The 25,642-nt window shown below is 42.7% G+C and carries 18 protein-coding genes and 1 pseudogene; 5 read left to right on the top strand and 14 right to left on the bottom strand.

Translation table 11 applies throughout. From position 1 onward, the window contains the following. Nucleotides 1–160, top strand: a pseudogene (locus tag G327_RS27460) (ISAs1 family transposase); the annotation flags it as partial. Between the two features lie 55 nt (nt 161–215). Here G327_RS27460 and G327_RS0121930 read toward each other — a convergent pair. The 12 genes from G327_RS0121930 to G327_RS0121875 form a co-directional block, all read right to left on the bottom strand. Beyond that, the gene (locus G327_RS0121930; protein WP_019616955.1) at nt 216–1,553 is read right to left on the bottom strand and encodes a hypothetical protein; all 1,338 of its coding nucleotides are present in this window, start codon (nt 1,551–1,553) and stop codon (nt 216–218) included. A gap of 278 nt (nt 1,554–1,831) precedes the next feature. Further along, the gene (deoC, locus tag G327_RS0121925; RefSeq protein ID WP_019616954.1) at nt 1,832–2,608 is read right to left on the bottom strand and encodes a deoxyribose-phosphate aldolase; all 777 of its coding nucleotides are present in this window, start codon (nt 2,606–2,608) and stop codon (nt 1,832–1,834) included. Between the two features lie 247 nt (nt 2,609–2,855). Continuing rightward, nucleotides 2,856–3,803 (bottom strand): LysR family transcriptional regulator, encoded by a 948-nt coding sequence (locus tag G327_RS0121920; RefSeq protein ID WP_019616952.1) that lies wholly within the window; start codon nt 3,801–3,803, stop codon nt 2,856–2,858. Nucleotides 3,804–3,984: 181 nt separating this feature from the next. Beyond that, the gene (locus G327_RS0121915) at nt 3,985–4,842 is read right to left on the bottom strand and encodes a sensor domain-containing diguanylate cyclase (protein WP_019616951.1); all 858 of its coding nucleotides are present in this window, start codon (nt 4,840–4,842) and stop codon (nt 3,985–3,987) included. A gap of 113 nt (nt 4,843–4,955) precedes the next feature. Beyond that, on the bottom strand, nt 4,956–5,456 hold the full coding sequence (locus G327_RS0121910) for a metal-dependent hydrolase (RefSeq protein WP_019616950.1): 501 nt from the start codon (nt 5,454–5,456) through the stop codon (nt 4,956–4,958). 40 nt (nt 5,457–5,496) lie between these two features. Then, nucleotides 5,497–6,465 carry a hypothetical protein gene (locus G327_RS25410; RefSeq protein ID WP_019616949.1) on the bottom strand — a complete coding sequence of 323 codons (969 nt, stop codon included), beginning with the start codon at nt 6,463–6,465 and terminating at the stop codon, nt 5,497–5,499. A gap of 125 nt (nt 6,466–6,590) precedes the next feature. Beyond that, nucleotides 6,591–7,109: a hypothetical protein gene (locus G327_RS0121900; protein WP_019616948.1), complete on the bottom strand. Its 519-nt coding sequence runs from the start codon at nt 7,107–7,109 to the stop codon at nt 6,591–6,593. A 93-nt stretch (nt 7,110–7,202) separates the two neighbouring features. Beyond that, nucleotides 7,203–7,526: a hypothetical protein gene (locus G327_RS0121895; RefSeq protein ID WP_019616947.1), complete on the bottom strand. Its 324-nt coding sequence runs from the start codon at nt 7,524–7,526 to the stop codon at nt 7,203–7,205. Nucleotides 7,527–7,670: 144 nt separating this feature from the next. Next, nucleotides 7,671–10,505 carry an Hsp70 family protein gene (locus G327_RS0121890; protein ID WP_019616946.1) on the bottom strand — a complete coding sequence of 945 codons (2,835 nt, stop codon included), beginning with the start codon at nt 10,503–10,505 and terminating at the stop codon, nt 7,671–7,673. Between the two features lie 17 nt (nt 10,506–10,522). After that, nucleotides 10,523–12,457, bottom strand: a complete 1,935-nt coding sequence (locus tag G327_RS0121885; RefSeq protein ID WP_019616945.1) for an Hsp70 family protein — start codon at nt 12,455–12,457, stop codon at nt 10,523–10,525. Beyond that, nucleotides 12,454–13,041 carry a DUF2760 domain-containing protein gene (locus G327_RS0121880; RefSeq protein ID WP_019616944.1) on the bottom strand — a complete coding sequence of 196 codons (588 nt, stop codon included), beginning with the start codon at nt 13,039–13,041 and terminating at the stop codon, nt 12,454–12,456. Before G327_RS0121880 ends, G327_RS0121885 begins: the two co-directional genes overlap by 4 nt. Nucleotides 13,042–13,648: 607 nt before the next feature. Further along, on the bottom strand, nt 13,649–15,919 hold the full coding sequence (locus tag G327_RS0121875) for a peptidase U32 family protein (protein ID WP_019616943.1): 2,271 nt from the start codon (nt 15,917–15,919) through the stop codon (nt 13,649–13,651). 119 nt (nt 15,920–16,038) lie between these two features. Between G327_RS0121875 and G327_RS0121870 the strand changes: the two genes are divergently transcribed. From G327_RS0121870 to G327_RS0121850, 4 genes are all read left to right on the top strand, one after another. Then, nucleotides 16,039–16,707 carry a glutathione S-transferase gene (locus G327_RS0121870; RefSeq protein ID WP_051090336.1) on the top strand — a complete coding sequence of 223 codons (669 nt, stop codon included), beginning with the start codon at nt 16,039–16,041 and terminating at the stop codon, nt 16,705–16,707. A 400-nt stretch (nt 16,708–17,107) separates the two neighbouring features. Beyond that, on the top strand, nt 17,108–18,502 hold the full coding sequence (locus tag G327_RS0121865) for an endonuclease/exonuclease/phosphatase family protein (RefSeq protein WP_019616941.1): 1,395 nt from the start codon (nt 17,108–17,110) through the stop codon (nt 18,500–18,502). Nucleotides 18,503–19,167: 665 nt separating this feature from the next. After that, entirely contained in the window at nt 19,168–21,918 is a 2,751-nt protein-coding gene (locus tag G327_RS0121855; RefSeq protein ID WP_019616939.1) for an Ig-like domain-containing protein, read from the top strand. Between the two features lie 480 nt (nt 21,919–22,398). Continuing rightward, on the top strand, nt 22,399–23,685 hold the full coding sequence (locus tag G327_RS0121850; RefSeq protein ID WP_019616938.1) for a dicarboxylate/amino acid:cation symporter: 1,287 nt from the start codon (nt 22,399–22,401) through the stop codon (nt 23,683–23,685). A gap of 256 nt (nt 23,686–23,941) precedes the next feature. On the opposite strand, the gene G327_RS0121845 is transcribed toward G327_RS0121850, so the two are convergent. Together G327_RS0121845 and G327_RS25405 are read right to left on the bottom strand one after the other, a co-directional pair. Then, complete coding sequence (locus G327_RS0121845) at nt 23,942–24,583, bottom strand: HAD-IA family hydrolase (RefSeq protein ID WP_019616937.1); 642 nt, start codon at nt 24,581–24,583, stop codon at nt 23,942–23,944. Nucleotides 24,584–25,318: 735 nt separating this feature from the next. Beyond that, on the bottom strand, nt 25,319–25,642 hold a 324-nt coding region (locus G327_RS25405), incomplete at its 5' end, for an ISAs1 family transposase (protein WP_019616936.1).

Raw genomic sequence — 25,642 nt, 5'->3', positions numbered from 1 at the left:
CCGAGGTCCACTTGCTTTTAATGTAATGAGAAAAATAGCGATGGGCTTATTTAAACAAGATAAGACAAAGTCGGCGAGTATAGCTGCAAAAAAAAAGATGGCAGCACTAGATGATGGCTATCGCTCAGCCCTTTTAGAATCAGGGATTAAAATGCGCTAGCCGTGTATTCCTTACCAGGACACTATATTGGCTTTTATTAATTATTACCTTTAAATTAGAAATTCAGATCCACACTAGGAATATCATCATCTCTATAATTGGGAATAGAAAAAGACAGCGTTTTGTTTTTTTCATTCCAGATAACCCCTGCCCCGCTGTATGCCGGATTAATATCCACTTTAACTGTTTCAATATAGCTTTCAATCTGTTCGGCACTCAGCGCTTGTGAGTATATTTTGTTTTTAATATTCACCAGGGTGATTTTTGCATCGATATGGTCACTTCTCGATAAAGGTTTCGAATTCAGCGGCATGGTAATATCGACAAGTACGGCGCCAAGAGGATCCCGAAAATATTCCCACCACGATCTTTTGGCTTCGCTGCGCTTTTTATTCATCTGCTGACGTTCTGCAAAGGACATATGTTCTTGTTTTAGATTGTATAACCACACGTTCTCGTGCGAGCTGTTTTCCAGCCTTTTGCGTTTCAAATAGAATTTAAAAACCAGTGGCTCAAGAATCGCAGGCTCCCCCGAAGAATACAAATTATCCAGCTCCAATGATGTAGACAATGCTGAAAACTCACCGATATAAGCATTTAACAATGTCCTTTCTATATCACTTAAGTTTGTAATGACCTGCATTGCAGGATCCTGCTTTGTTCTTAGATCCAGCAGGGCTGAATAGGTTTTCAAGTCACTGTCTAAAAATACAACTGCAATCATTTTATCAAGCAGTGCTGCAGATTGTGCCATCATCAATTTAGAAAAAGTAATATTTTTCTGCAGCCGCTTAAGTGCAGTGTTTTTATCTGCATATATATATTCATCAATAATGGAAAGGTTATTAAGGTTTTTTACTGCCGTTAATGCTCTATAACGAATAAACGGCCCGTTAATATCAGGCTTCAAGGTGTAACTGTACTGCTTCATGGTGATTAATTTCCTGAAACGATCCAGTAAAATATGATTATCATTGAGCAGCGCTTGATAGCGGGATTGATTATTAGATAACCATAACGCCGGGCTCTGCGCAAATAATTCCACAAAAGAGATTTCCGATAAATGTTTGGATATCTTAAGCGGGGGATTCGTCCAGTATTCATTTTGTGCAGGCAGCTGATGTTCAGAATCGCGGGCAGAGCGCAAACGTGTATTTTCTTCATCAATAAGTGATGCGCCCTGCAGCAGCATATCTTTGCCCTCCTCCACATTAAACCCCACAAAAGCATTTAGACGGTTTAACTTGTCAGGAATGACAGGCGGATTATTGGCTTTACGCAGCCATGTTTTTACCCCCTGTGTATATTGATCATCGGGAATAAAAGCTGGAATAATGATAATGACTGCCGATAATAGAAAGATAAAAGCGACCGCTTTAAAAAACATTTTCATTTTGACGCACTCCCCAGAGCCTAAGATATGGCAGGATCACCAGCTATTTTTACAACTCTTTTTTGCTGTAAGTCTAATTATAGGATGTATCTGTTTTCACGGGGAAGCTGGAGAGCGGAACAGCTAAAAGGACAGCTAAACGAGCTGGCAGTCTATAGATGAATTTTCGAATGAATTATAGAAAATTTATAAACAGGTATAAAAAGAAAAACAGGAAACATTTCTGTTTCCTGCTTCTCTAGTCAGCAAAACGAGACTTTAAGTCCCCTAGCAGACAATTAGTATGCAGCTGGATCTGCAACCTTCTCGCTCACTTCTAATGTATTAAGTAAGCTGGTTAACAGGCTTGAAGCACCAAAACGGTAATGCTCAGCATCAATCCACTCTTCACCTAAAATTTCTGCCGCCATATCCAGGAATGCTTTAGCATCTTCTGCACTGCGCACGCCGCCGGCCGGTTTAAAACCTACGCGCTGTGCAACACCCATCTCTTTTATTACATTAAGCATGATTGCAGCAGCTTCTGGTGTTGCATTAACCGGTACCTTACCAGTAGAAGTCTTGATGAAATCAGCGCCGGCTTCAATACAGATTTCGCTGGCACGTTTAATTAGACGTTCTTCCTTTAACTCGCCTGTCTCGATGATCACTTTAAGCAATACATTGCCGCAGGCTTCTTTACACTGTTTAACCAGGTCAAAACCAAGCTGCTCGTCACCTGCAATAAGAGTACGGTAAGGGAAAACCACATCTACTTCATCAGCACCGTAAGCAACAGCCGCTTTTGTTTCAGCTACAGCAATTTCAATGTCACTGTTACCGTGCGGGAAGTTAGTTACTGTCGCAATTTTAATTTCCGGTGTGCCCTGCTCTTTCAGAGTCTTACGCGCAATAGGGATGAATCTTGGGTAAATACAGATTGCAGCAGTATTACCAACAGCTGTTTTTGCATCATGACATAATGCAATAACATTCTGATCTGTATCGTTTTCGTTAAGTGTAGTCAGATCAATCAGGCTAAGTGCTTTCAGTGCTGCGGCTTTTAAATTACTCATGAATTATGTCTCCAAAGAGGCGTTTAGTTCTGTTGGTATTACACAAATACAGAAAAACGCCGAAATTATTAAAATAACAGTAGGCTTGCTTTACAGAGGAAAGAATCATTTACCCGTCTGGCCAGCCTTCGATGTGAGACAATATTAGATAATTTTAACCGGCAGTCCCATAGGCTTTTAGTTGAAACATCTTTTCCATAGAGAAAACGTCGTAAATTCACAGCGCAGCTTAGAAAGTTTTGCTCAACTAAAACCGGGCCCATTTAGCTAATGCCTTATCCCAGTATGGTGGATTACCAATACTGTCTTTCAGGAAGTGAATAACGGTTCTAACTCTGGCCGGCAGATGTTTATTACGCGGATAAACAGCATAAGCAGGCATCTTTTGATTAGCACGCCAGTCCGGTAGAAGCTGCACCAGTTTACCCGTTTCCAGTTCGTCGGTGAGCAGATAACTGGCAAGGTAACCGATACCTTTACCAGCAATCAGTGCATCTCTAACCCCTTCGGCCAGGTTGACCCGGTAGTTACCCGAGACACTGATGCTGAACTCTTCATCTCCTCTGGCAAAGGACCAGTGATTACAGCTGCGGCTCTTGCTGTGATAAGTCACACAATTGTGCCGGGTCAGCTCATCCGGATGCTGCGGAGTGCCATTCTGCTGCAGATATTCAGGGGAAGCGAGCAGCAGGAAGCGGGTATCGGCGATGCGTTGAGCCACATAACCTTCGCTGATATCTTCATAAGTGGTAAACCACAGATCAATTTCTTCGGTCAGCATATCGACCTTATGATCAAACAGGCTGACATCTATGGTAAGCTGCGGATATTTTTTCTGCAGCTTATCTAAAGCGGGAATAATATGCAGAGTGGCAAAAGAACGCGACAGTGCCAGGCGGATATGCCCTGAAATTTCATCCCGGGTATCTGTCACCAGCGTATCAGCCTCCTGGATCAGGGAGACAATCTGCGCGCAGTATTCAGCATAACGTCTGCCCTCTTCAGTCAGACTGCGGTTACGGGTGCTGCGGTTGATCAGCTGCACCCCCAGATCTTCCTCCAGGCTGTGAAGCTGCTTACTTACATGAGAAACAGAGACTTTGAGCATCTCTGCAGCCTTAGTCAGGCTTCCGCCAGTAGCCAGCGCATTAAAAAACACCATCTGATAGGCTTTATGCTGTAAAAACTCTTTCATTATAACTGCCTGTGATCACACCCAAAAAAGGCGTAGTAAACTAGATTATGCTAAGGGATGCAACTGCTTAGCGGACAAATTATTATTCAACCAAACCTTTTAATCAGCAACAACCGCAGACAAAGAGTCAAATGATGGGATGTAGTTTTGTGCCTTTATTGAATTGCCTGGTTGTGCTTTATTATGTGCGCTTAGCTTTGTACATACATTTATCAGCTTTAGCGAGTAAAGCATCTGTCGTTGAGCCTTGTTCAGGATAAACGGCAACGCCAATACTACAGCCGATTTTAAACTTTTCATCATTGATTATAAATTCAGCATTAAGTGCCTGGGCGAGCGTTTCAATCATTGTTGAAGCATCACTCTTATTAGAAATATTTTCTAATAAGAGAACAAACTCATCACCTCCGAACCTGGCAACCGTATCTGAATTACGGATGCTTTGTTTAAGACGTAAAGCCACTTCTATCAGGACCTGATCGCCGAATGCATGGCCCTTTGTATCGTTAATAATTTTGAATTTATCTAAATCAATAAAAAACAAAGCAAAACTACGCTTTTCACGTTTAGACTGGACGATTAGATGACCCAGGCGATCCAGCAGTAAATATCGATTCGGAATTTTTGTAAGCTGGTCATAATGTGCGAGATATTCAAGCAGTTCGGTTTCTTTTTTCCGTTCGGTAATATCTCGGTTAATACCCAGCGCACCTATCATCTGTTCATTCGCATCATAAATAGGTACGCACATGGATTCTATCCAGCCAATGTGTCCATTTTTATGGAGCATTCTGATTTCACCGGACCATTTTCCACATTTTTCAACAGTAGCGATAACTTCTGCGGTAATACGTTCACTGTCTTCGGGAACATGCAGTATATTGACAGGTTGACCAAGCGCTTCTTCTTTCGAATATCCGTATAAAACTTCGGAACCTTTATTCCAATCAGTAATAAAGCCCTGCAGGTCTGTTACCACCACCGCATCAAACAGATAATCAAAAGCCTTCGCTCGTTGTTTAAGTATGTCTAAATTCATTTTTATTTAATACACCTATACGTTCTAGTCTGAAATGGTGCGGTCCAAAAAATTGGACACGATTATGTAATTTCAAGCGCAGCTGCTGCACTCAAGCAGTTGCCAGTCTGCTCTTATGCCCTGCTAAATTTTAATAGCCAGCAAATAATATAATATAGGATGCCGCCTGCAGTCGCGCTATACAAACAGACCTGGTGTAAAGCTTGAACTGAAATTAGCCCCAGAAACTGGTTACTTGCTGTAAATGGAAAAAACGGTTCAACATCCCAATGCATGATGCTGTCCAGCAGCACATGACTGAATGTACCGATAAACGCTGAGAGAAAAGACACCCGCCATAGAATTAGTATCCGCTGCTTGTTATTGATCCCAAGGATAAGCAGCCCGATTTCAGATAAATACTTGCCAGTCAGCGCAGAAAACAGCGCAAGCAGTACCGCTCCGATGTATGTATGCGAGAAGCCATGCAGGTGCCCTTCTCCTGTGACCATGACAACCAAAGGCTGAATATCCATTACTATCTGAGCCCAGCCGAATACCATTAAACTGAAACTGCCCTGAAGCAGTGCTTTAATAACGATTCCCGGGCCCATGTGAAACGGGGTGAACGGCATACACTCTCCATTTAGTGAGATTTGTGCTTCTCAGCAACTTTTATTCAGCTCTTTTTACTATTGAGCGTGAGTCTGAATTCCAGAACCAAGCATTACCGGCTTTTAGATGTACACCTCCGATCCAGCGATCCAGTGGTGAAATATCAAGCAGGTTAACTTTACCTGCTAATACTTTCAAACCCGCAGAAGTGATGCTCAACTGCTGACCTTTTCCTGCAGGCAGTGTCAATTTTTGTCCTTCAGGAAGAGTTATCAAAGGCGGGTTAGACTCCAGCAACTCATGAAGCACTACCCAGAAACTTGAATCGCCTAAAAATATTCGCTCTTCCAATTTTTGAGTGCTGGTAAACACTTTTCCCGGATGATTTTCACCTTGCGATATTACCTGCAAAACCTGCTCAGCAGTTCGAGATAAGCCATTTGAACAACTTGGATACTCTTGCAGTAACCTGACAATAGCCCCGCTTAGAAACGGCAGAGCAGAAGTATCTGTATTCAGCAGCCTGCACCATTTTTCAGGTGAGTGTGAACGAAAAGCCGACCAGGCCCGAGCAGATAGTGTTAAGTGTTCCTTGGTAACCAGCTGTTTATATTGCATTAGATCCTTTATTTCTTCAGGTGAAAGGCTGCCTAAATACTGTTCAGTACAGATCATAAACAGCTCCGTTGCACCTGTAAGGTTTTTATCAAACCAGTCCAGTATCTGCAGTAACTGCAGCTGGTCATAAAGGTCATGTTCAAACCATAAAATTACTTTTTCATATTTTCTGCAGGCATTAAGTTCATTATCTCTTTGTATGAAACTTTCAATAATTTCATCAGGCGCTCCCCAGCCGCGATCAATAATGAACTGTGCCCGCACTGTTGACAGCTCCTGCAGGGATAGATGTTCTGGAACAGGCCCATCATGAAGTACATCACGCCAAGGCAGGAATATGCCTGGAATATCTGCCTTTTTCATTATTTCAACGGCGCAGTCACCATTGGTAATATTTAGAATGTTTGTCATAAATTTTCCAGAAGTCATACCTGCTTGAACGACAAAATATATGCTTGTCATTTTCAGCTGCGAGGTTATGTATTTGTATTTCATACCCCAGTTAGCCCCGCTTTTGCAGGAATGGTTATCAAACCTCAGCAGTTATCAGTTAAATTGTACTCCGAAAAAAAAACGACATCGTAAACTATCTCATTGTCGTTTGTTGATCGTTCTTCACTGAGGTAACCAAGATACTCACTACAAATGATACCTCGACGATAGCTTTCTTCAGTTAAATAAACGTGGAAATTTGGCAAGTTGGAAATCTCTGCGATCCATTTAAGCTCGACAGCCTCATTTAATTTAAATGCAGGTCCCAATCCGAACCAGCACAATATAGGCGGCTGCAGTATCATCATGTTGTTCAAAAGATATGCTTGAACCTGCGCAATATCATCGAAATCTTTATGCTGCATCGATTTGGCAGTAAGAAACGAATTACGTGCAAAATCATCACAAGCAGACACCGGGAATTGACACAGAAAATCACAGCTGCTTATAAGCTCTGCCGGTTCAATTTTTTCACTCCAATAAAGCGGTAACAAGTTTAACAATCGTTCGCGCTCTCGGCGCTCCTTATTATCCTGAAGTTTTCTCTGCAAACGAGACACCATTACTTACTCCTTTTAGCTAGGGGACTTTCCTATTTCTCACCTCGGTTCAGCACTTAAGAAAGAGACATATCAATATTTACATGAAGCCGGATTTTAAAGAGTTAACTGCATCTTCAGCCAGAAGCTTTCCTGACAGCTATTATGAAATATTTTTCGTAATGGTGTGATCTTCTGCTGGCAGGAATCAAGCACTTCATAACTTATCCAGCACTCTTCACACAAGAGTTCGCAAGGTGCATTGTCTGTTTCAGTTTTATAGCAGATAACCACCCCGTTATCGAAATGGTAAATTGTTTCCTTTTCATTTACCTCTATTTCATCATCTGTATAACAATTTGTTTTAGTTACTTTATTAATAATCGCAACGCTGGACTCCTGCAGATGGATTGCCTTAATGTAAGTAAATAATATATTCATGATTTTTTTAAAGATAAATGAGTACTACATACACAAAAGAATTGTCACTTAGCCGTCAAGCCATGCATTTTGCAGCAGACGTTCTAACGATAGGCATGTTTTAGCGGCTTCGGCGCGGCACTGACTGCTAAAACATTTCCTGATCTATTGAATCAGCTGCAGTCCAACCGGCAGGCCCTCACCAAATACGCGTTTGGTTTCTGCTTCATCCAGCTGTTTAACCGTTTCCACCATTTCTATCCAGCTCTCGGGAGCCTTGGAGAGCGTTAATTTATCAATGATCCTGCTGCGCCAGTCATCATCAATATCTCGACTTCGGTCACCACTCATACGTGTCATTAACACGGCGGCAAACGCAGCCTGTTTATTTTTCTTCCAGTCAACGTTGAGCAGCTGAGGGAGCCAGCTTTGTACGTCGTTTTTATCAATAACATTATGCGCACTGCCGTGAAAGGGAATGCGTGATGCGGTGCGGCCAAGCGCCCACCAGCTAGTCAGTGTTTCGCTGGGTTTTTCCAGTCGTTTTAATAACCACTGGCTGATTTGGATTTTATCTTCAACAGGCAGAAGCTCCAATGTCGCCGCCAGTTTAACCATATCTTCATAGGATTTTTTCTTGGCTTCGACCTGCAGTTTTCTGCTGGTTAATGCACTGGAGTTTATAAAGGGCGCAATATCCTTATAGACAGTCATCTGCTGCACGGCGTTAAGGCCCCCTGACGCGCGGCGCCAGAAGGTCCACCAGTCAATCCAGCATTGCGTTTCCTGATTGAACTGAAGCCCTTGCTGGTATAAGCCCCAAATTTGCTCAATACGCCAGTCATCAATCGGATAACCAAATCCCGGACGTAAACCATAACCCGCAAGGTTAAACCAAATACGCTCATGAGCGGCTGAACGACGGCGGCGTTTTTTATTTTCTAATAACTGATCAAATAATGCCCGCAGCATGGGAACTTCCCAGCTGTCGCGCTTACCCAAACATTTTTCAATATCAACACGCAGGGATTTCACCACTTTAGGCGGCATCGTTTGTTTACTCTCACCAAAGACCGCATCAATTTTTTGTTCTGCTTCATTAAACTTTGCGGGAAGTGCGAGTGTTGTCTGTGTTTGTCTTTGTTCAGACAGGCGCTTACGAATTTGAAACTCGACATGCCAGCGCTGCTGGTTTTCAGCCACACAGTCAATTTTTAGAGTCCCTACTTCAGTGAGTACGACGGCAAGCGATACAGTAACTGAATCTAAGTCTGTTTTCTCTAATACCACGGCCAGAGGAGGAAGTGATATAAAATGCTGCCCGGCAAGGTTCTGCTCATCAATGGTGATTATTTCACCCGCCTGATAGAGGTGATCAGCAGTCGTCGAAAACAGATGAAACTGAACAGGCTCCCCTAAACGTAATGAAAATTTTCGTTCGCTTAGGATCAGCTCCTGATCTTCTTCTGTCCCTTTGGGCATTAAGCACACCGCTTGTTTACCCGACTCCAGCTGTTCTAGTACCAGGAAAAATGTACGCGCAGAGCCGCCGCCGATTTTAAGCTGTGCGCCGCGGCGAGCTTTAGCGTAAGCGACAGCTCCCTGCGCCACAGCAAGATTAGGATTATTGTTTTCCAGCCTGGTAACTGCAGCACCACGCCATTCACTTAAAACAGCAATTGAGCGCTCACTGAGTGCCGCACTGTTAAAAACCCCGCCGTTAAATAATACGGCATCAGGCATAGCGATACCTGACTCTCCGTTAGCCGATTGCTCTTCAATACCACTAAGTGCGTCATGACAGGCCAATTGATGCTCTGCGATAAATTCTGCAAGATGCTTGCTCACGGCAGGATCGGCAGCATAAGGAAGACCAAACTCAACAACCCCGCTGCGCCGTGAAAGAGGACGCTGCTCAAAGCTTATTTGCGGGAAAAAACCATCCAGTGCAATATCTCTTACTTCCTGCTTAGAAAGTTCGCAGCTTTTGGCTCCGCCTATCAGCCTGGCACCGCTGCCTAATACGGTCACCTTAACGCTGTCAGGTGCATTTTCACTGAGCAGCTGCTCTTTGGCTTTGCGGGTTTGCTGTATTAATTGTGACAAACCGGCTGCACTGAGCTTTTTACTCGATGACGAAGCGCCGTTAATATAGCGCTCAGCAATATGTGCCAGTGCCAAGTCAACGTTATCTCCTCCGAGCATAAGGTGATTTCCAACACCAATCCGGGTTAGTGCAAGCGTATTATCTTCAGCCTGACTAACTTTAATCAAACTCAGATCTGTAGTACCTCCGCCAACATCACAAACCATTAACAGCTTTATTTTCGCAAGCTGAGTTTGTACCGCATCTCCCTGTCTGGCATACCAGTCATAACAAACCGCCTGAGGCTCCTCAAGCAGCAGAATATTTCCCAGGCCGGCACGCTCTGCGGCTTCAACCGTTAATGCCCGGGCACCTTCATCAAAAGAAGCCGGGACAGTAATGACCACCTCCTGATCTTCTATCCGTGCATCAGGATGAGCAAGATTCCAGGCATTACGTATATGAAATAAATAGCTGGCAGAAGCCAGTACCGGAGAGACTTTAGGCACACCTTCAGCCCCGGCCCAAGGTAAAATATCTGCACTGCGGTCTACCTGCGGATGAGAAAGCCAGCTTTTGGCGCTCACAACCTGACGGCCGTCGACCTTTGCACCTAACTCCCTAGCCCACTCGCCAATAACAACCTGAGCAAGTTCTCCCGCTAAGCTGTCACTGTCAGCAGCCGACCAAGGCAGCTGCAGATCTGATTCATTAAGCTCTCCCGTCGTCGGGTGATAACGAAACGAGGGTAACAGCGGCCGTTTAGCAACCTCACCGGGTGCAACCAACTGCTCAATTTCAAAGATATGGCAGTTGTCAGAGGATAGAGGTTTATGCATATCGGCATAGGCAACCACGCTGTTAGTGGTGCCTAAATCGATACCAATAAGATATTGAGGAGCTTGATCTGTCATTTAGTTTGTATTCCCAGTTAATCTCGTACATCCAGCTCAATCTGCCAGCGTTCCGGCTCACCATTGCTGTCGGTACTGTTAACCGAGATCGCTTCCAGTTTAAGCGTGCCGACTTCAGTAACCTTAGCCATCAGACGGACCGGCACTACATCACCGACACGACGCCCTTCAACGGACAGGGTTGCCTGCAATTCAGGAAGCTCTTCCAGCTCATCATCCAGCCAGCTTTCGAGCTGCACACCTGCGTCATCATGACGACGTGTGTTAGATCCGAAAAAGCGGAAGCGCACGGGCTCACCGACCACTAAACCAAATTCTGTATTACCCGGCTTCGTTTCCGTCCCTTCTTCCATACCGAAAGGCGCAATACATAACGCTTCTAACGGAGGCTCCATTCCTGGAATAGCCGGCATTGAGCTTTCAATACCCACGTAATAAGTACTCGCCAAACCACCGCGAATACGTACGCCTTGCCCCTGTTTAACGTAACCGTAATAACTTGCGCCGCTGGCGACAGCAAGATCCAGATCCGAGTCTGACAGTAATCGGGCCTGCTCAGCACCTGCATCGCCGAGCCACTGGTTAATAATCGACAAGGTCCGCTCAGCCAGCACCGGTGCTTTAAGTACACCGCCGTTAAACAAAATTGCCGTTGGTTTAATAAAGTCAGCCGGCTCAGCGCCGCCGAAGTTATTTGCCAGCGGATCAGCACAATACCCGCCGCTGTCAGCTTGAGATGATGCTGTACCCAATACGTCGTCAGCAGCATCCGCCTGGCGGCTTAGAAAAGCAGCCAGATGTCGGGAAACCGCCGGATCCTGAGCATAAGGTAAGCCCTTTTGCGTTAAAGCACTGCGGCGAACCGCTCGCGGGTGATCACTGATACTTACTTCAGGGAAGAAGCCATCAACCAGCGCTTCCCGTACTTCTGTTCGGGTTAGTTCGGTGCGCAGCGTTTTACCAAGCAGCTTAGAGCCGCGGCTTGGTACCGTAATCGGTACACTATCAACGTCGTTATCTAACAGTAATTGTTCTTTAGCATCCCGGCAGGCATGGGTAATCGCCTGAATCTGCCACGGCTGCAGTTCTTTACCTTCTTGAGCCAGCTTGGCTTTAACACTATATGCGAGGGCTAAATCCATATTATCGCCGCCGAGTAAGATATGATCACCCACGGCGACGCGGTTCAGAGTTAGATTTCCATCTTCTTCGGTTACCGCAACTAATGATAAGTCTGTCGTGCCGCCGCCAACATCAACCACCAGAATAATGTCGCCGACATTAACCTGCTCACGCCAGCCTTCACCACAAGCATGTATCCAGTTATAGACAGCAGCCTGAGGCTCTTCAAGCAGAGTCAGGTAATCAAAACCAACACTTTTTGCAGCTTCAGCAGTCAGCTCTCGAGCAGCCGGGTCGAAAGAAGCCGGGATCGTAATAGTCACTTCCTGCTCTGCTAACGGGAAATCAGGAAACTGATCTTGCCAGGCTGCACGCAAGTGCTCCAGATATTGGACCGTTGCCGTTAACGGGGATATTTTGGCAACCTCTTCCGGACTGCCGGCAGGCAAGAATGCAGAGTGACGATCGACTCCGCTATGACACAGCCAGCTTTTAGCACTAGAGACTAAACGAATCGGCGTTTTACTTCCGAGCTCGCGAGCAATACTTCCGACAATAACGTCAGGCTGCTCGTTCCAAGGCAGAGTAATATCAGCATCATTAAGCTCTGATTGATGCGCCATATATACAAACGACGGCAGCTGCTGTTTTTCTTCAATAAGCCCCGGCTGCATTAACTGCGGCACTGACATAATGGTCAATTCCGGCTCTACTGTCAGATCTTCGGACGCTTTACTTAGATCCAAATAGGATAATACACAGTGTGTCGTCCCAAGATCGATCCCTACGGAAAAGCGTGCCTGGGTTTCAGTTTTCATAGAATCGCTCATAGCTCTACCTCTGCCGGCGCAACAATTGAGGTATCGTGGCCTTCCACCAGTTTAGGCAGTTTAACATCACTGACTTTCCAGCCTTTGTGAACCAAAGTACCGTTAAAAGGCGCGTCACCAACAACATTGCCGGTAAGACGAACTTCTGAGGCGTTAAACCCCTCAGGAAGAGTAATACGCGTTTCTTCATCTTCGCTGCGGACAGCTTCAAATGTAAAGTAAGTGTTGAGTGTTTTTTTGCTTCCTTCATGAACAACACGCGCGGCGGCACCGATATCGGCATCGGAGTAGCCCGTTAAATCTTCTTCGATAAAATCAATAAAACGCGCATCTTGTTGTAATAATGTCAATAACTGCAGCGCGGCATCAGGCGTTGCTTCTTTTAACTGCGCGGCTTTAGGCGCTTCTTTGACAGGCTGCTGAACAGACTGTTCAACGACAGCGTCCATAGTTTCATCAGCAGCTTCATTCGTAGATGATTTCTTTTTAGTTAGAAACAAAACTAAAAATAACAAGGCTGAGATACCCAGTCCCAGGTGAAGTATGTCGATAGTAGCGGGGAATGCAGAAAAATTGATATTCATGTGTACTTTCCTAATAATTGTTTAAACAAGTTGTCGCTCATATTGTATAGAGTCCATAAGCAGATAGAGAGTCAACCCATGGTGCTGTTTGTATCTGATAATTGAGGATGATTGTGCAGCTAAAGACACAAATAGTCAAAACTAAATCAACCTACTGAATGTCGGCGAGTTATTTTAGCATGTCATTACGTGAAAATGGAGTGTTTGCCCACTTGATCGTTGATTGCAGGCAAGAATACTTGCCTTTTACATGATTCACGATGATTTTGTATACAGTAGCTAGAAGTGAGCAGCCAACTTGTAAAAATTCAGGAGGAAGGATTAACACCGGAAGAGACTGTAATAAACATCGTAAGAGAAATTTATGGCCGCAATTTCCTACATTACGGTCGATATAACTTTATTAGATTCTCAACATTTTGTAGAAGAGTAAATGAAAAGATCCGAATATAAGCAGATGATATCGACCTATAGAGCCGACAATTGTGCATAATAAAACAGACAAACTACAAAGACAGCGGTTTGAGCCATTAGTTATTAATTTGCATCAACCGGCCGCAGACAGCTGCCGGTTGATAACAAAGATGATTATCTGTTATTCATTCACTTATAGGCCATTATGGTATTGAATAAACGTTGACTCGGGTACCAGCTCGTTAAGTGATGTTTGAACGGCAGACTGTCCTTGCAGCAAGGCTTCAAAGTGTTTAATTAATTCAAGTTTGTCAGGAGACTCACGGTCACCAGCCCCGATATTAGTTAAATCAACCATAAAGCCGTCAAACAATTCGGCAAGATCATCAATAATCTGCATATTTAAGAATTGATCTTTATTATAAATACTCGGATAACCCGCTTTTTGTTTATCAATCGCATACTCAACCCCTTTTAGATTGGTAATACTGGTCTTTTTATCACAGGAAAGCATGCAGCCGTTGTCTATTCGCGGTTTTTCACAGCCGACACTTTGCTGGAAGAAACACTGGCGGCTGGTCATCAGTAAAATAGGATGATAAATGCTATAAAACAGTTTGAAGTTTTCAGGTCTTGCTATTTTCCTGATCTGCTGGTGATTAATCTCATTTGAAATAAACGCCCCACTACATGCAAACTCTTCTTTTAATGCCATTAATGCATAGGAGTTTGTAGTATTTAAAAATGGCCCGGCAATCCATTGAATACCTAATCGATTCGCTTCATAAGCAATACCGGTATTGTTGGTAACAATCAGCTTAGGTTTAGTTTTCACTAGAATATTGACCGCCACATCATAATCTTTTCCTATTAACACCGCAGGGAACCAGGGAATTAAACGCGGATGATTAGTTAATAAATCAACATACTTTGTGCAGTCACGCTTATAAGCATCAGGCAGTTTAAAATAGATATCTGCATCAGTAAAATCAGCTAAAGATATATCTTCCGTTTCGCAGATTAACAGTGACAGTTTTGCTTTGGCCGCCCCGGCTAATGGGGTTTTAGGATGGTGCTCAAGTGCCGGCAGGCGCACTTCAGGTAAGACCGTTTGATTATGATTAAGAATCTTAGCAGCTTGGTTTTTAAGAAGAGTTAACTCTTTAAACGGCACCGACAAACCCGCCGTTAATCCTTCGGTATCAATCGCCAGCAGATCAAATTGTGCATTATTTAAACTTTTAAAGCGTTTTTCAATGGCTGTTTTATCAATGCTGAAACTATCACTTTGCCTAAGCACACTGCTCGACTGCAGCACATAACTGTTTTGTTCAACTGAAAAACCTTGGGTTTTAATGGTCAGCGTTAGCGGGTTATTCAGTTCACCAGAGAAAGTCAGGGTTAACGGCAGCTTTTCAATACTGAGATGCTTAATTTTATCGTTAACGGTGACATTGATTTGTGTTTTCTCGTCCTGCAGATTCTGCTCAACTTCTTGAATCTGCACCACAGAGATAGCATTGCTCTTATCTATCACGTGGTTTTTAGAGTTATCACGCGGATTATCAATAAACATCGACTGGTTTAAATCACCACGTAAAAAAGCATTGGAGAAATCACGGTTAAATACTTTGTATAAACGTTCGCCGTCCTGGGTCAGCTCTCCGGTTTCCACAAAACCATCAATCTGTTTACGGAAACTATCGACCACCGTATGCACATAACTTGCCCCTTTAATGCGCCCTTCTATTTTAAAAGAATGCACCCCGGCATCAATCAATGCAGGTAAATCAAAAAATGCCGAATTATCTTTTAAGTTTAATGGGAAATTATGGCCGGAAGGCGTGGTTTCGTACTCTTCACGGCAGGCTTGACTGCAGCGTCCCCGGTTACCTGAATTACCAACACTGGCAGAAGTTGAATAACATAAACCAGAAAAAGCCACACATAATGAACCATGTACAAACACTTCACTTAACATCTGGTTATTGTTACAAACACTATTCAGTGCGGTTATTTCACGTAAATTCAGCTCTCGAGAAAAGTTAACCCGAGAAGCGCCTAATTTTTTCAAAAAAGGGATTTGCCCGGCATTGTGTGTGGTCAGCTGAGTAGATGCATGTACATCAAGGCTTGGGAAATGTTTTTTGATTAAATTAAACATACCGAGATCCTGAACAATCACACCATCTAAAGTGGTATTGACCAGTTTACTTAACAGCTTTGCTAACGCTTTAAATTCATTTTCCAGGATAACAATATTTAAGGTTAAAAATATTCGGCACTGGTACTGGTGAGCCAAACGAATAATACCGAGTAGTTCTTCGAAGGAAATATTTGATGCACGATTACGCGCATTAAAGGTATCTAGACCACAATATACTGCGTCTGCGCCTGCAATTATCGCAGCTTTAATCGCATCTACATCACCACCCGGGGCTAATAATTCAATCTTTTGACTCATTTGTTACCACTTATTTTATTGCTTAAACTTAAAAGGGGAGGATATTACCCGTATATTTAAGCGATGAATACCGTTAAAGTACTTATCCGACGTATTTACTCAACTATTCAAGGTAAGTAATGCTAGAACAGACACATTCATACCCCATACTCTATTCCTTACGGCACTGCCCGTATGCGATGCGCGCCAGAATAGCTATTTTCAAGTCCGGCCGGCAAGTACGACTGCGTGATATAAAATTAGCCGATAAACCAGCCGAAATGCTGCGGGCATCCCCCAAAGGAACAGTGCCGGTTTTAGTAGTCAATGAGAATTTAGTTATCGAAGAAAGCTTAGAGGTGATGTTATGGGTCTTGGCTGAAAATGACCCAGATGACCTGCTGCAGTCAGATACCCCGCAGGCAGTAATCAACATGCTGCAGATTATCAATCATTTTGATCAAGAATTTAAAGCCTGCTTAGAGGCTTACCGCTGCGCGAAACGTTATCACCAAGCTAATCTTGTGCAGTGTAGAGAAACCTGTGAAGTGTTTTTACAAATATTAGAACAAGCATTAACAGAACACCGACACCTGTTTTCAGAGCAAGAATCACTGCTCGATATTGCACTTATTTCCTACCTTCGTCAGTTTGCGCAGGTTGAACGTCAGTGGTATCTTCAGGCACCTTATCCAAAATTACGAGCCTGGCTTAACAGTTACTTACAAAGCCCCCTATTCACGAAAATAATGGCTAAACAACCAATGTGGCTGGATAGCCGGCAAGACATTTATTTTCCTGATAAATAAAGCGTTAAAACCTAATCCTGAAGCTTCTATTTAACGACAAATTTTCATTTTTACCCAGGGTCTTCGCCAATTAGATACTGGCTAATTCTATCCAGGCACAACTTCTAACTATTTACTGTCGAATCATTTCCCACCAAAACAAATGACAATACATGAACATATGAGCCACCACATTTGTAGTTTTGCGAGAGTTATCACAAACAAACAGCGACCATTCAATATGATACGTGAAACCCATCACAGTACAAATGTTACAATTCGTTACACTTGTTTCCGTTAAATAACCTTTATTAAATAGCGTTACTTAGTGTTATTAAAAATTATTCTGTATTTAACAGTAAAACTCTTTCGAAGCTCAAATAAATGAGCTCATATAATTAATATTAATGGATCGCAAACTATGAAATTTCTAAAAACTGCAGCAGCTGCAGCCATCTCGGTAGCATTACTGGCTGGTTGTAATGATGAAACCACGACTATCACTAACCCGGTTGAGCCAACAGAACCGACCAATGTTCGTTTTGCTACTTATAACCTGTCTTTCGACCGTAGTACTTTCGAACAACTTGTCGCTGAGATGCAGATCACAGCTTCAGAACAAGAAGCTTTGATGACTAAATGGTTTGCCGGAACCTTAACCGACGAAGAGCTGAAAGTTGCAGAGAAAGTGATTCAAATCCGCAATGTGGCTGCAGTTATTCAAACTGAACGTCCTGCAGTACTGATGATGGGTGAGTTTAACAACGACGGCCAGGGTGAAAACCAGGATGCTATCAAAGGCTTCCGTTTAAACTATCTCGCAGTGCCGCAAAATGGTCTAGGTACCACTTCTACTGAGAAGAAAATGCTAGAGCCAATTCAGTTTGCTTATGCAGAAAACTTCTCAACTAATACCGGTTTACTCAGTGAATTCGATCTAGACCGCGACGGCACTGTCGCTCTGCCAGGTGATGCATGGGGTTTTGGTTTCTACCACGGCCAGTACGCATTTGGTCTATTATCTCAATACCCAATCGACACTGCTAATATCCGTACTTTCCAGGACTTTAAATGGAAAGATATGCCGGGCGAGACGAATCCAACAATCACTAACTGTGAAGATGAAAACAACCCAATCCCTGACGGCATGAAATGTGGAGACGAGTGGTACACAGCTGAAGCTTGGGCCCAGAAACCGCTGTCTTCTAAAAACCATGTTGATGCGCCAATTCTTATTCCAACTGAAGATGGTGTAAAAACCGTTCATTTATTACTTTCACACCCGACACCACCCGTTTTTGATACAGTCACAGAGAACAACAAGTTGTTGAACCGTGCTGAAATCGATTTCTGGAATGATTATGTTGCAAATTCTGACTACATTTACGATGATGCAGGTGTAAAAGGCGGCTTAGGTTTAGATGCTTCATTCGTAGTAATGGGCGATCTTAATGCCGATCCTGAAAGTGGTGACGGCTTCCTTGATTCAATTCAAAACCTAATCAATCACGAACGTGTGAACGTACAGGCAACAGACGGCGTCTACGCACCAAACAGCTTTGGGTCAACTGAGTGTGTGGCGGATGGTGACTGTGACTACAGCACTTACCCGGACCGTATCACCAGCACATTTGGTCTTCGTGTTGACCATGCGATCCCGTCAGTTGATCTTAATATCATAGATTCTGGCGTATTCTGGCCGGCAACCTTTGAGGAAAACCGTTTATTAATGAACGATGACCGTGTTGGAAAATATGGTAACGGTAAAGATATCTCTTCTGATCACCGTCTAGTCTGGATTGACGCAGAGATTTAATACAACAGCTAATGATTAGTAACAAAAAAACCGCCTTTACCGGCGGTTTTTTATTATTAATAATGAAAAAGCACAACGGTTATTCTCTGCTAGACGGCCCGCACAATTAGACTTTTCATTTTCAGCTCCAATTTTTTATTTACCTTGATGATTACGAGCAGGTAGATGAGCCCAGGCTCATAACCAGGCATCATTCTGGGTAGTTCAACCTCTATCGAAATATCAATATCACTGCGCATAGTATCGTCCCATGGTTACACAAAATTGATACCCCATTCGGTTAAAGCAGTACGACCGGCGCGGTTGATACAATCAGTATAGTAAAACTACTGGTTATATAGTGTGTATATACTCCTAACCAGCCAATAAGACTTGACGTCATACGATTTCAATATATTACTTTATTTTTATCGACGAGATTGTTAATACCCAATGACAAACACCCCTTTGTGAGTACGCAATTCAATTGCTTTACAATAAATGCTAGTAACCTTTTTAACAGGAAAGTCCGTTTTATTTTAAATATATAACATAAGGAATAAGAACATTAAATATCTTCTCTCTCCAGCGGCTTGCGCCATATTAGTCAGCATTTCAGCCATTAGCTTACCTGTCATCAGGCCTTAGCCAGCTCAGCACCTACTGCTCAGGTCGAAAGTGAAGGCGTGTATACTTATTTTCCCATCTCTTATGAAGATTTATCAGTTAATAATGATTATTTATCATTAAAGTCTGGAGAGACAATTACTCAGCACTTTCGTGTACAGGACAACCTTCCTACTTCTTCTGCGGTTAAAATTGATCATATCGCATTAGCGGCTGTTTATGATTACTGGTCAGGTGCCGAAGATAACGCTTGGATAACAATTAAAGAAGCAGACACAAACAAGGTAATCCACCACCAGCAAATCGTGCTTGTCTCTTTATATAATTCAGAAATAAAGTATAAAGTTGTGCCGAATCAGCCTGAAAACAGTAACTTTGTTAAACTAAATACGGCTGTCGATTTTATAGCAGGTAAAGATTACGAAATTGTAATAAATGTAGAAGAAGGCTCTCGTACTCTTAGAGTACACATGCTGGATGGGGCAAGTCATTTGGGTAATGCAGTCCGTAATGATCAAGCATTAGATGAATCACTTTGGCTGCGTGGTTATGGCAATATTAATTGGAATAATTATAGCTTAAGCATTGAGAATGACAGCAGTAATAAGCTTGCTTTTGATCCCGGCTGGAGCACGCCGATTGTCGAAAAGTTAATTGATCCGTCCTCTTCAACACCTGAAGTACTTTGGATCAATCATTCTCAGTTTGCCAATGAACCACTATCATTCGAACTTCAGGATGAAGACATCGCCTCTATAACCATTCAACAAGGTGAAACACACGACAAACTTTCTATCACAGCTAAAAAAGAAGGTGTAACAGAAGTGTCTGTTAGGTCACAAGGCAATGTCGTCGGTCTTATCAAACTTCATTCCTATAAACCTTTTTCACTGCCGGTCTCATATCGTTATGTGGCTTATCCTGGCGAACCTGTTTTCCATAATAAATATAATGAGATCCAGCGCGATATCAGCAGTATTTTCAGTCCAGCCAATATTCATCTTAATTTTGAAAACTTAGGAATTCAAATTTACGATTGGGACAGCAATGATGACGGTATAAATAATAATTACGAACCTAGTGAGGTCCCGCTGCTGGAAGGTGAATATTATTTTGCAAACCTCTTTACTATTGCCCCTGATAAACTAAATCAAAATAATTATTGTAATAACGGCGGCGGATCTTCCGGCACAACTGAAAATAATAATGCGCGTTACGGTTATAAAAAGGTTTCTAGAATATGTAATTCAGACATTTCTACAGATACATTAGCCCATGAGCTTGCCCACTCCATGAAGCTTTGGCACTACACCGGCAAAGGGGTTTATCCGCTGCCAAATGAACATGTAAATATTATGAAAGTGGGCCGTGATGAATCAAACCTATTCGGTTTCCAATGGCAGGTTATGCATAACACACTCCACGAGTACCAAAAAGACGGTTCGCTATACGAAACAAAACCGATACAAACACCTTTTGCAGGTACGGATACAACAGCCCCTACACTTAATACGGTTAATGCCGTAGGTAGACATTTGCGCAGCGCTGTTTTACGTGTGTTAGCAACAGCACAGGATAACGAAAGTGGTATCGATTTATCGAGTCTTACCATTGTCGACAAACCAGCAGCTGGTATTGCTGTAGCCAATAAAGACGGCAGTATTACTTATCGCCACCACTCAGGGAAAATATTATCTGACCGTATTGGATTCCAAATAAAAGATAATGCCGGTAATCTTTCTGCTGTTACTTACGTTGACATTGAAATCGGCGATACAACTTATGGGAATTACGATACAACGATTTACTTACAGGATGATACATTCCAAGTAAATCGTGGCGAAACTGCAGTGTTTGATATCCTGGCAAATGACACAATTTACAGCCATGCCGTGGATCCCTCATCACTAGAGCTCCTAAAATGGAGTAATAGTGTTCAACACGGCAGCGCATTAGTAAATACAGACGGTACTATCACTTATTCCCATGACGGCAGTGACAGCTCGACTGATGCGGGTAAATATACTGCTTCAAATTACTTTGCAGTTAAATCGGCCAACGTAGGAGCCTTTACTATTACTGTAAATGACAGTAGTACTAAAAGCACTGCTCCCACTGCTTTTCCTAATAGCTTTGAAGTAATACACAATTCAGCAACGATTATTACACCTGCAGACAATGATATCGACCAAGAGTCTGGAATTGCACCCGGCAGTATTTCAGTAAGAGAACAGCCTCTTTACGGTATTGTGCAGTACAATGACGATGGTGATTTCATTTATCACAATGACGGCAGCGCTGCACAACAAGACAGCTTTAGTTATCGGATTTATGATAATGACGGTAATCTTTCTAACTTAGCTGTTGTTACTTTAAATATTTCGGGCGGCACTAATAATGGTGTTGATGACTCATTTCCTGCATGGGATGTGGCTGAAACTTACTTGAGAACAGATAGTGTATCCTATGAAAATGCTGACTGGACTGCTCAGAGAACAATAAAAGGTGATGCGCCAGGTTCTTCTAATGCATGGTTAATTGCAGGTGAGATACCAAAATGGAGAAAAAATGCCTCTTATACTGCCGGTGAGATTGTTCTTTATAAAGGTATTGAATGGACTGCACAAGATGTAACTAAAGGTGATAAGCCAGAAAATGGTTCTTCTTATTGGATCCCGGAGTGGAGAAAAAGAGACGCTTATACTACCGGTGATATTGTTATCCACAAAGATAAAGAATGGGAAGCACAAGCAGTCACTCAAGGTGACAAACCCAATAACAAGTCTCCTTTTTGGATTATCAATAACTAATTTAATCTTCTATTCAAAAATAGCGGCATAGAAAATTAACTTACCTCCGGCTCGGTAGCCGGAGGCTTATTTTGTTACCCAATAGCCTACACGTAGTACATTTAAAGTTTAAATTAGCCTCGCACGATGTTTCCAATAGTGAATTTTTGTTCAAATAACACTCACCAGGAAACTCTCGATGTGATTCAGTCCGCAGATCTCGCAATTCAAATATCCCCCCGTTTTTTGGATTTCCCTGCACGCCCCCTTCTATTCACATTGTTTGTAAGCTACCGTTTTATATATCATTTAACATTAATTCTGTGGTTTATCTGAGCGATTAACGCTCCACCTTGTTTCTATTTTGTTTCTCATTTGTAACGACATTGTAAAGTATTTTTCTTTTATCCACTCATCATCTATGTAAAATACCGCCAACCCATGAGGAACCGTGGGAACGTAAACCAAACATTAGTAAGCACAACCAACTGGAGGTGGACGATGAATAAATCGTTATCAGGAAAGATATTTGCGGGCCTATTCATAGGTCTGATCATAGGTACAGCAATTCAGTACCTGTTTAATGGTGTAACCTTGATGGACACGTATGTACTTGGCTTAGCAGAAGGTGCTGGCGGTATGTTCGTATCACTGATTAAATTACTTGTAGTACCTCTTGTCTTCGTATCGATTGTCTGCGGTATCGTTGAATTGAAAGATATTACTGCATTTGGCCGTTTAGGTGGTAAAACCTTTGCGCTATACATTATAAATACCATTATTGCGATCACGGCAGCATTAACTGTCGGCATGATTTTCCAACCAGGTGCTGGTGCTAATTTAGCGGGTACTGTGGAAAAAACGGTTGAATTAACAACAACAGAAACCCCTGATATTTTCTCTCTAATCGTTAATATTGTACCAAGCAACCCTGTACAGGCATTTGCTAATGGCGATATGCTGCAGATTATCTTCATGGCGATTTTGACGGGCCTTGCAATCCAAGCGCTTGATACGCGCGGCGGTCCTGCAATCAAAACGTTCAAGATGGCAAATGAAATCATGATGAAGCTAGTGGGCCTGGTTATGAGCCTGGCACCATTTGGTGTATTTGCACTAATGATTCAGCTAGGTGCAACATTAGATGCTGCTACTTTAATGTCTGTGGCAGGTTATGTTGGCCTAGTCGTAGCGATGCTGGTTTTTTGGATTTTCTTCTTCTATCCAATAATGGTTGGTATTGCAACGGGCATTAAGCCGGCAACTTTCCTTCGCCATACCCGTGAGCAGATTTTATTCTCACTTTCGACAGCAAGCTCAAATGCAACTATTCCCGTCACCATGCGCACGCTGACAGATAAGCTTGGCGTCTCAAAGTCAGTCGCTGGTTTTGGTGTACCGCTGGGTGCAACGATGAACATGTCTGGTGTCTCTATTTATATCGCACTAGCAACAATTTTCGTGGCTAACGCATTTGGCCAGCCGATCAATACTGCCGACTTATTTACACTAGGTGTAACTATCCTGCTGCTGTCAATTGGTGCCGGCGGTGTGCCTGGCGGCGGTATTGTGATGGTAGGTGTATTACTTCACCAATTGGGTTTACCACCTGAAGGTCTAGCCATTGTTGCCGCAGTTGACCGTATTAACGATATGTTCTGTACGAGCTCAAACGTTGTCGGCGATACTGCTGTAAACACGATTGTTGCAAAGAGTGAAAATGGAATAGGCGTACCTGCCGACGTTCCTGATGAAGGCGTTGAAACAACACCTGTAACCACCAGCTAAACAATATATTGTTAAACATCATAATTAATAAAAAGCGCCGCAAGGCGCTTTTTTAGTTTTAATGTTGTTTACCTATGTTCAAAGCGAGTGTTCAAATAAACAATGTGTTCATGCCTGGTCAGTATATGATTTAAATCATTGAAACTCATCACTAAGATTTTCTCGTTTTTTATGGCCGCATTTTTTACAAACAACATACCTGTCTATTAGATCCAGCGATGTACCGCACGCAACCAGTACGTTATGTGTGTTTATTTTATTTCAGAGCTAAAACATAAATACCGTTACTTTGAATAACACTGAGACAGTGAAACCCGGACACAATAAGATCCGCATCTTTCAAATCAGACTCAGTATGCGTAGTCAACAGCGCAATAGTAAAACAACCCGCTTCTTTTGCGGACTTAACACCAGCCGGCGAATCCTCAAAAACGACACATTCATTCGGCTGAACGCCTAACCTTTCTGCCGCCAGCAAAAATGGCATTGGATCAGGTTTACCTCTTTCTACATCTTCAGCACAAACCATAACTTCTGGTAAGACAAAACCTGAAGCCGTTAAACTTGTTCGCGCCACTTCTAACGGTCCACTGGTCGCGATAGCCCAAGAATCAAAGACGAGTTGTTCGATAAAGTCTAAAGCACCTGGAATTGGAGTCGCTTTCGTCATTTGTTGCGACGCTATTTTTTTTACCAACTCTTCCTGCTCAATATTGGCAAATGATGCATTAACAAGGCTTAATGTTTCTCCGATCTTACGCCCGTGAATATGTCTTTGTATTTCGGAAAATTCCACACCGGCAGCTTCAGACCATATTTTCCAAATGTTTTCAATTACCACTTCGGTATCAACCAGCGTAGCGTCTACATCAAAAATGAAGTTTTTACACTCAATCATTAAATTTCCCTATAATTCAAACAGATAACCGTTATTATAATCTATTAAACTGTGTGTGCTTCACCTGTCTTATTAATCTAGCTGAAAATATATCACTGATAAGTATTTTCGAATACTAGGTTCCGCCATAGGCGCAGCACTCAATACAGGTAGTTGATTAAATCTTATCTGCTGCAAGTTACATTAGCGGACAAAATTTATTGGTTAAACTTATTAAGGCACGAAACATAACTAATTTTTTTGTTCAATATATACCCGTTGTCATTCAAAGTGCAAAAATCAGCAAGTCGTGAGGTGAACAGCTTCTAGGCGTGAAGGTGACGATCTAACTGGTTAAATCGAGACTTCACAACAATGAGGGTGTTTGCCTCACGACTTGCTCTGTGGGTCGCTAGCTCGAAAACCAATACTGCGCTGCAATATTCGATAAGGGCTAGCCATTGCCGCAGAATTTTCGACACGATTAGAACTCGGCATAACTTTTATACAATGTTCGTTTACAAGAAATACAAAAATGCTTTTCTCGACGGTCACGACTACCTACTAGAGGTTGATACATAATATCTGCTGAACCACAAAAGCGACATTGCACGCTTTGCTGGTTAGCATCTGAGCAATCTGGATATTGAGAGGTATACTCATTCAGAGTCGGCAGTTTGTTCCACTTATCATCAATAAAGTCCGTTGTGTTTCCTTCAGAGTAAAATATTGTACGAAACAACCCAGCTAACACGGCTAGCGCATTTTAATCCCTGATTCTAAAAGGGCTGAGCGATAGCCATCATCTAGTGCTGCCATCTTTTTTTTTGCAGCTATACTCGCCGACTTTGTCTTATCTTGTTTAAATAAGCCCATCGCTATTTTTCTCATTACATTAAAAGCAAGTGGACCTCGGCCTTTACGAATCCTTGATTCATCTTCTCTAAAAGTCATATCTAGCATCCAGTGCATACTCTCAACCTGCCAATGATTACGGACTGCATGTAGACTTTGTTCTGCGTTTAAGTTCAGTGAACTAATGTACCAACGGGTTTCTGTGGTCTCTTTTCCTGTGGATTT

The organism is Psychromonas ossibalaenae ATCC BAA-1528 (assembly GCF_000381745.1).
GTDB classification, from domain to species: domain Bacteria; phylum Pseudomonadota; class Gammaproteobacteria; order Enterobacterales; family Psychromonadaceae; genus Psychromonas; species Psychromonas ossibalaenae.
Note: the sequence above shows the minus strand (reverse complement) of the source record. Positions and strands in the feature narration are given on the sequence as shown.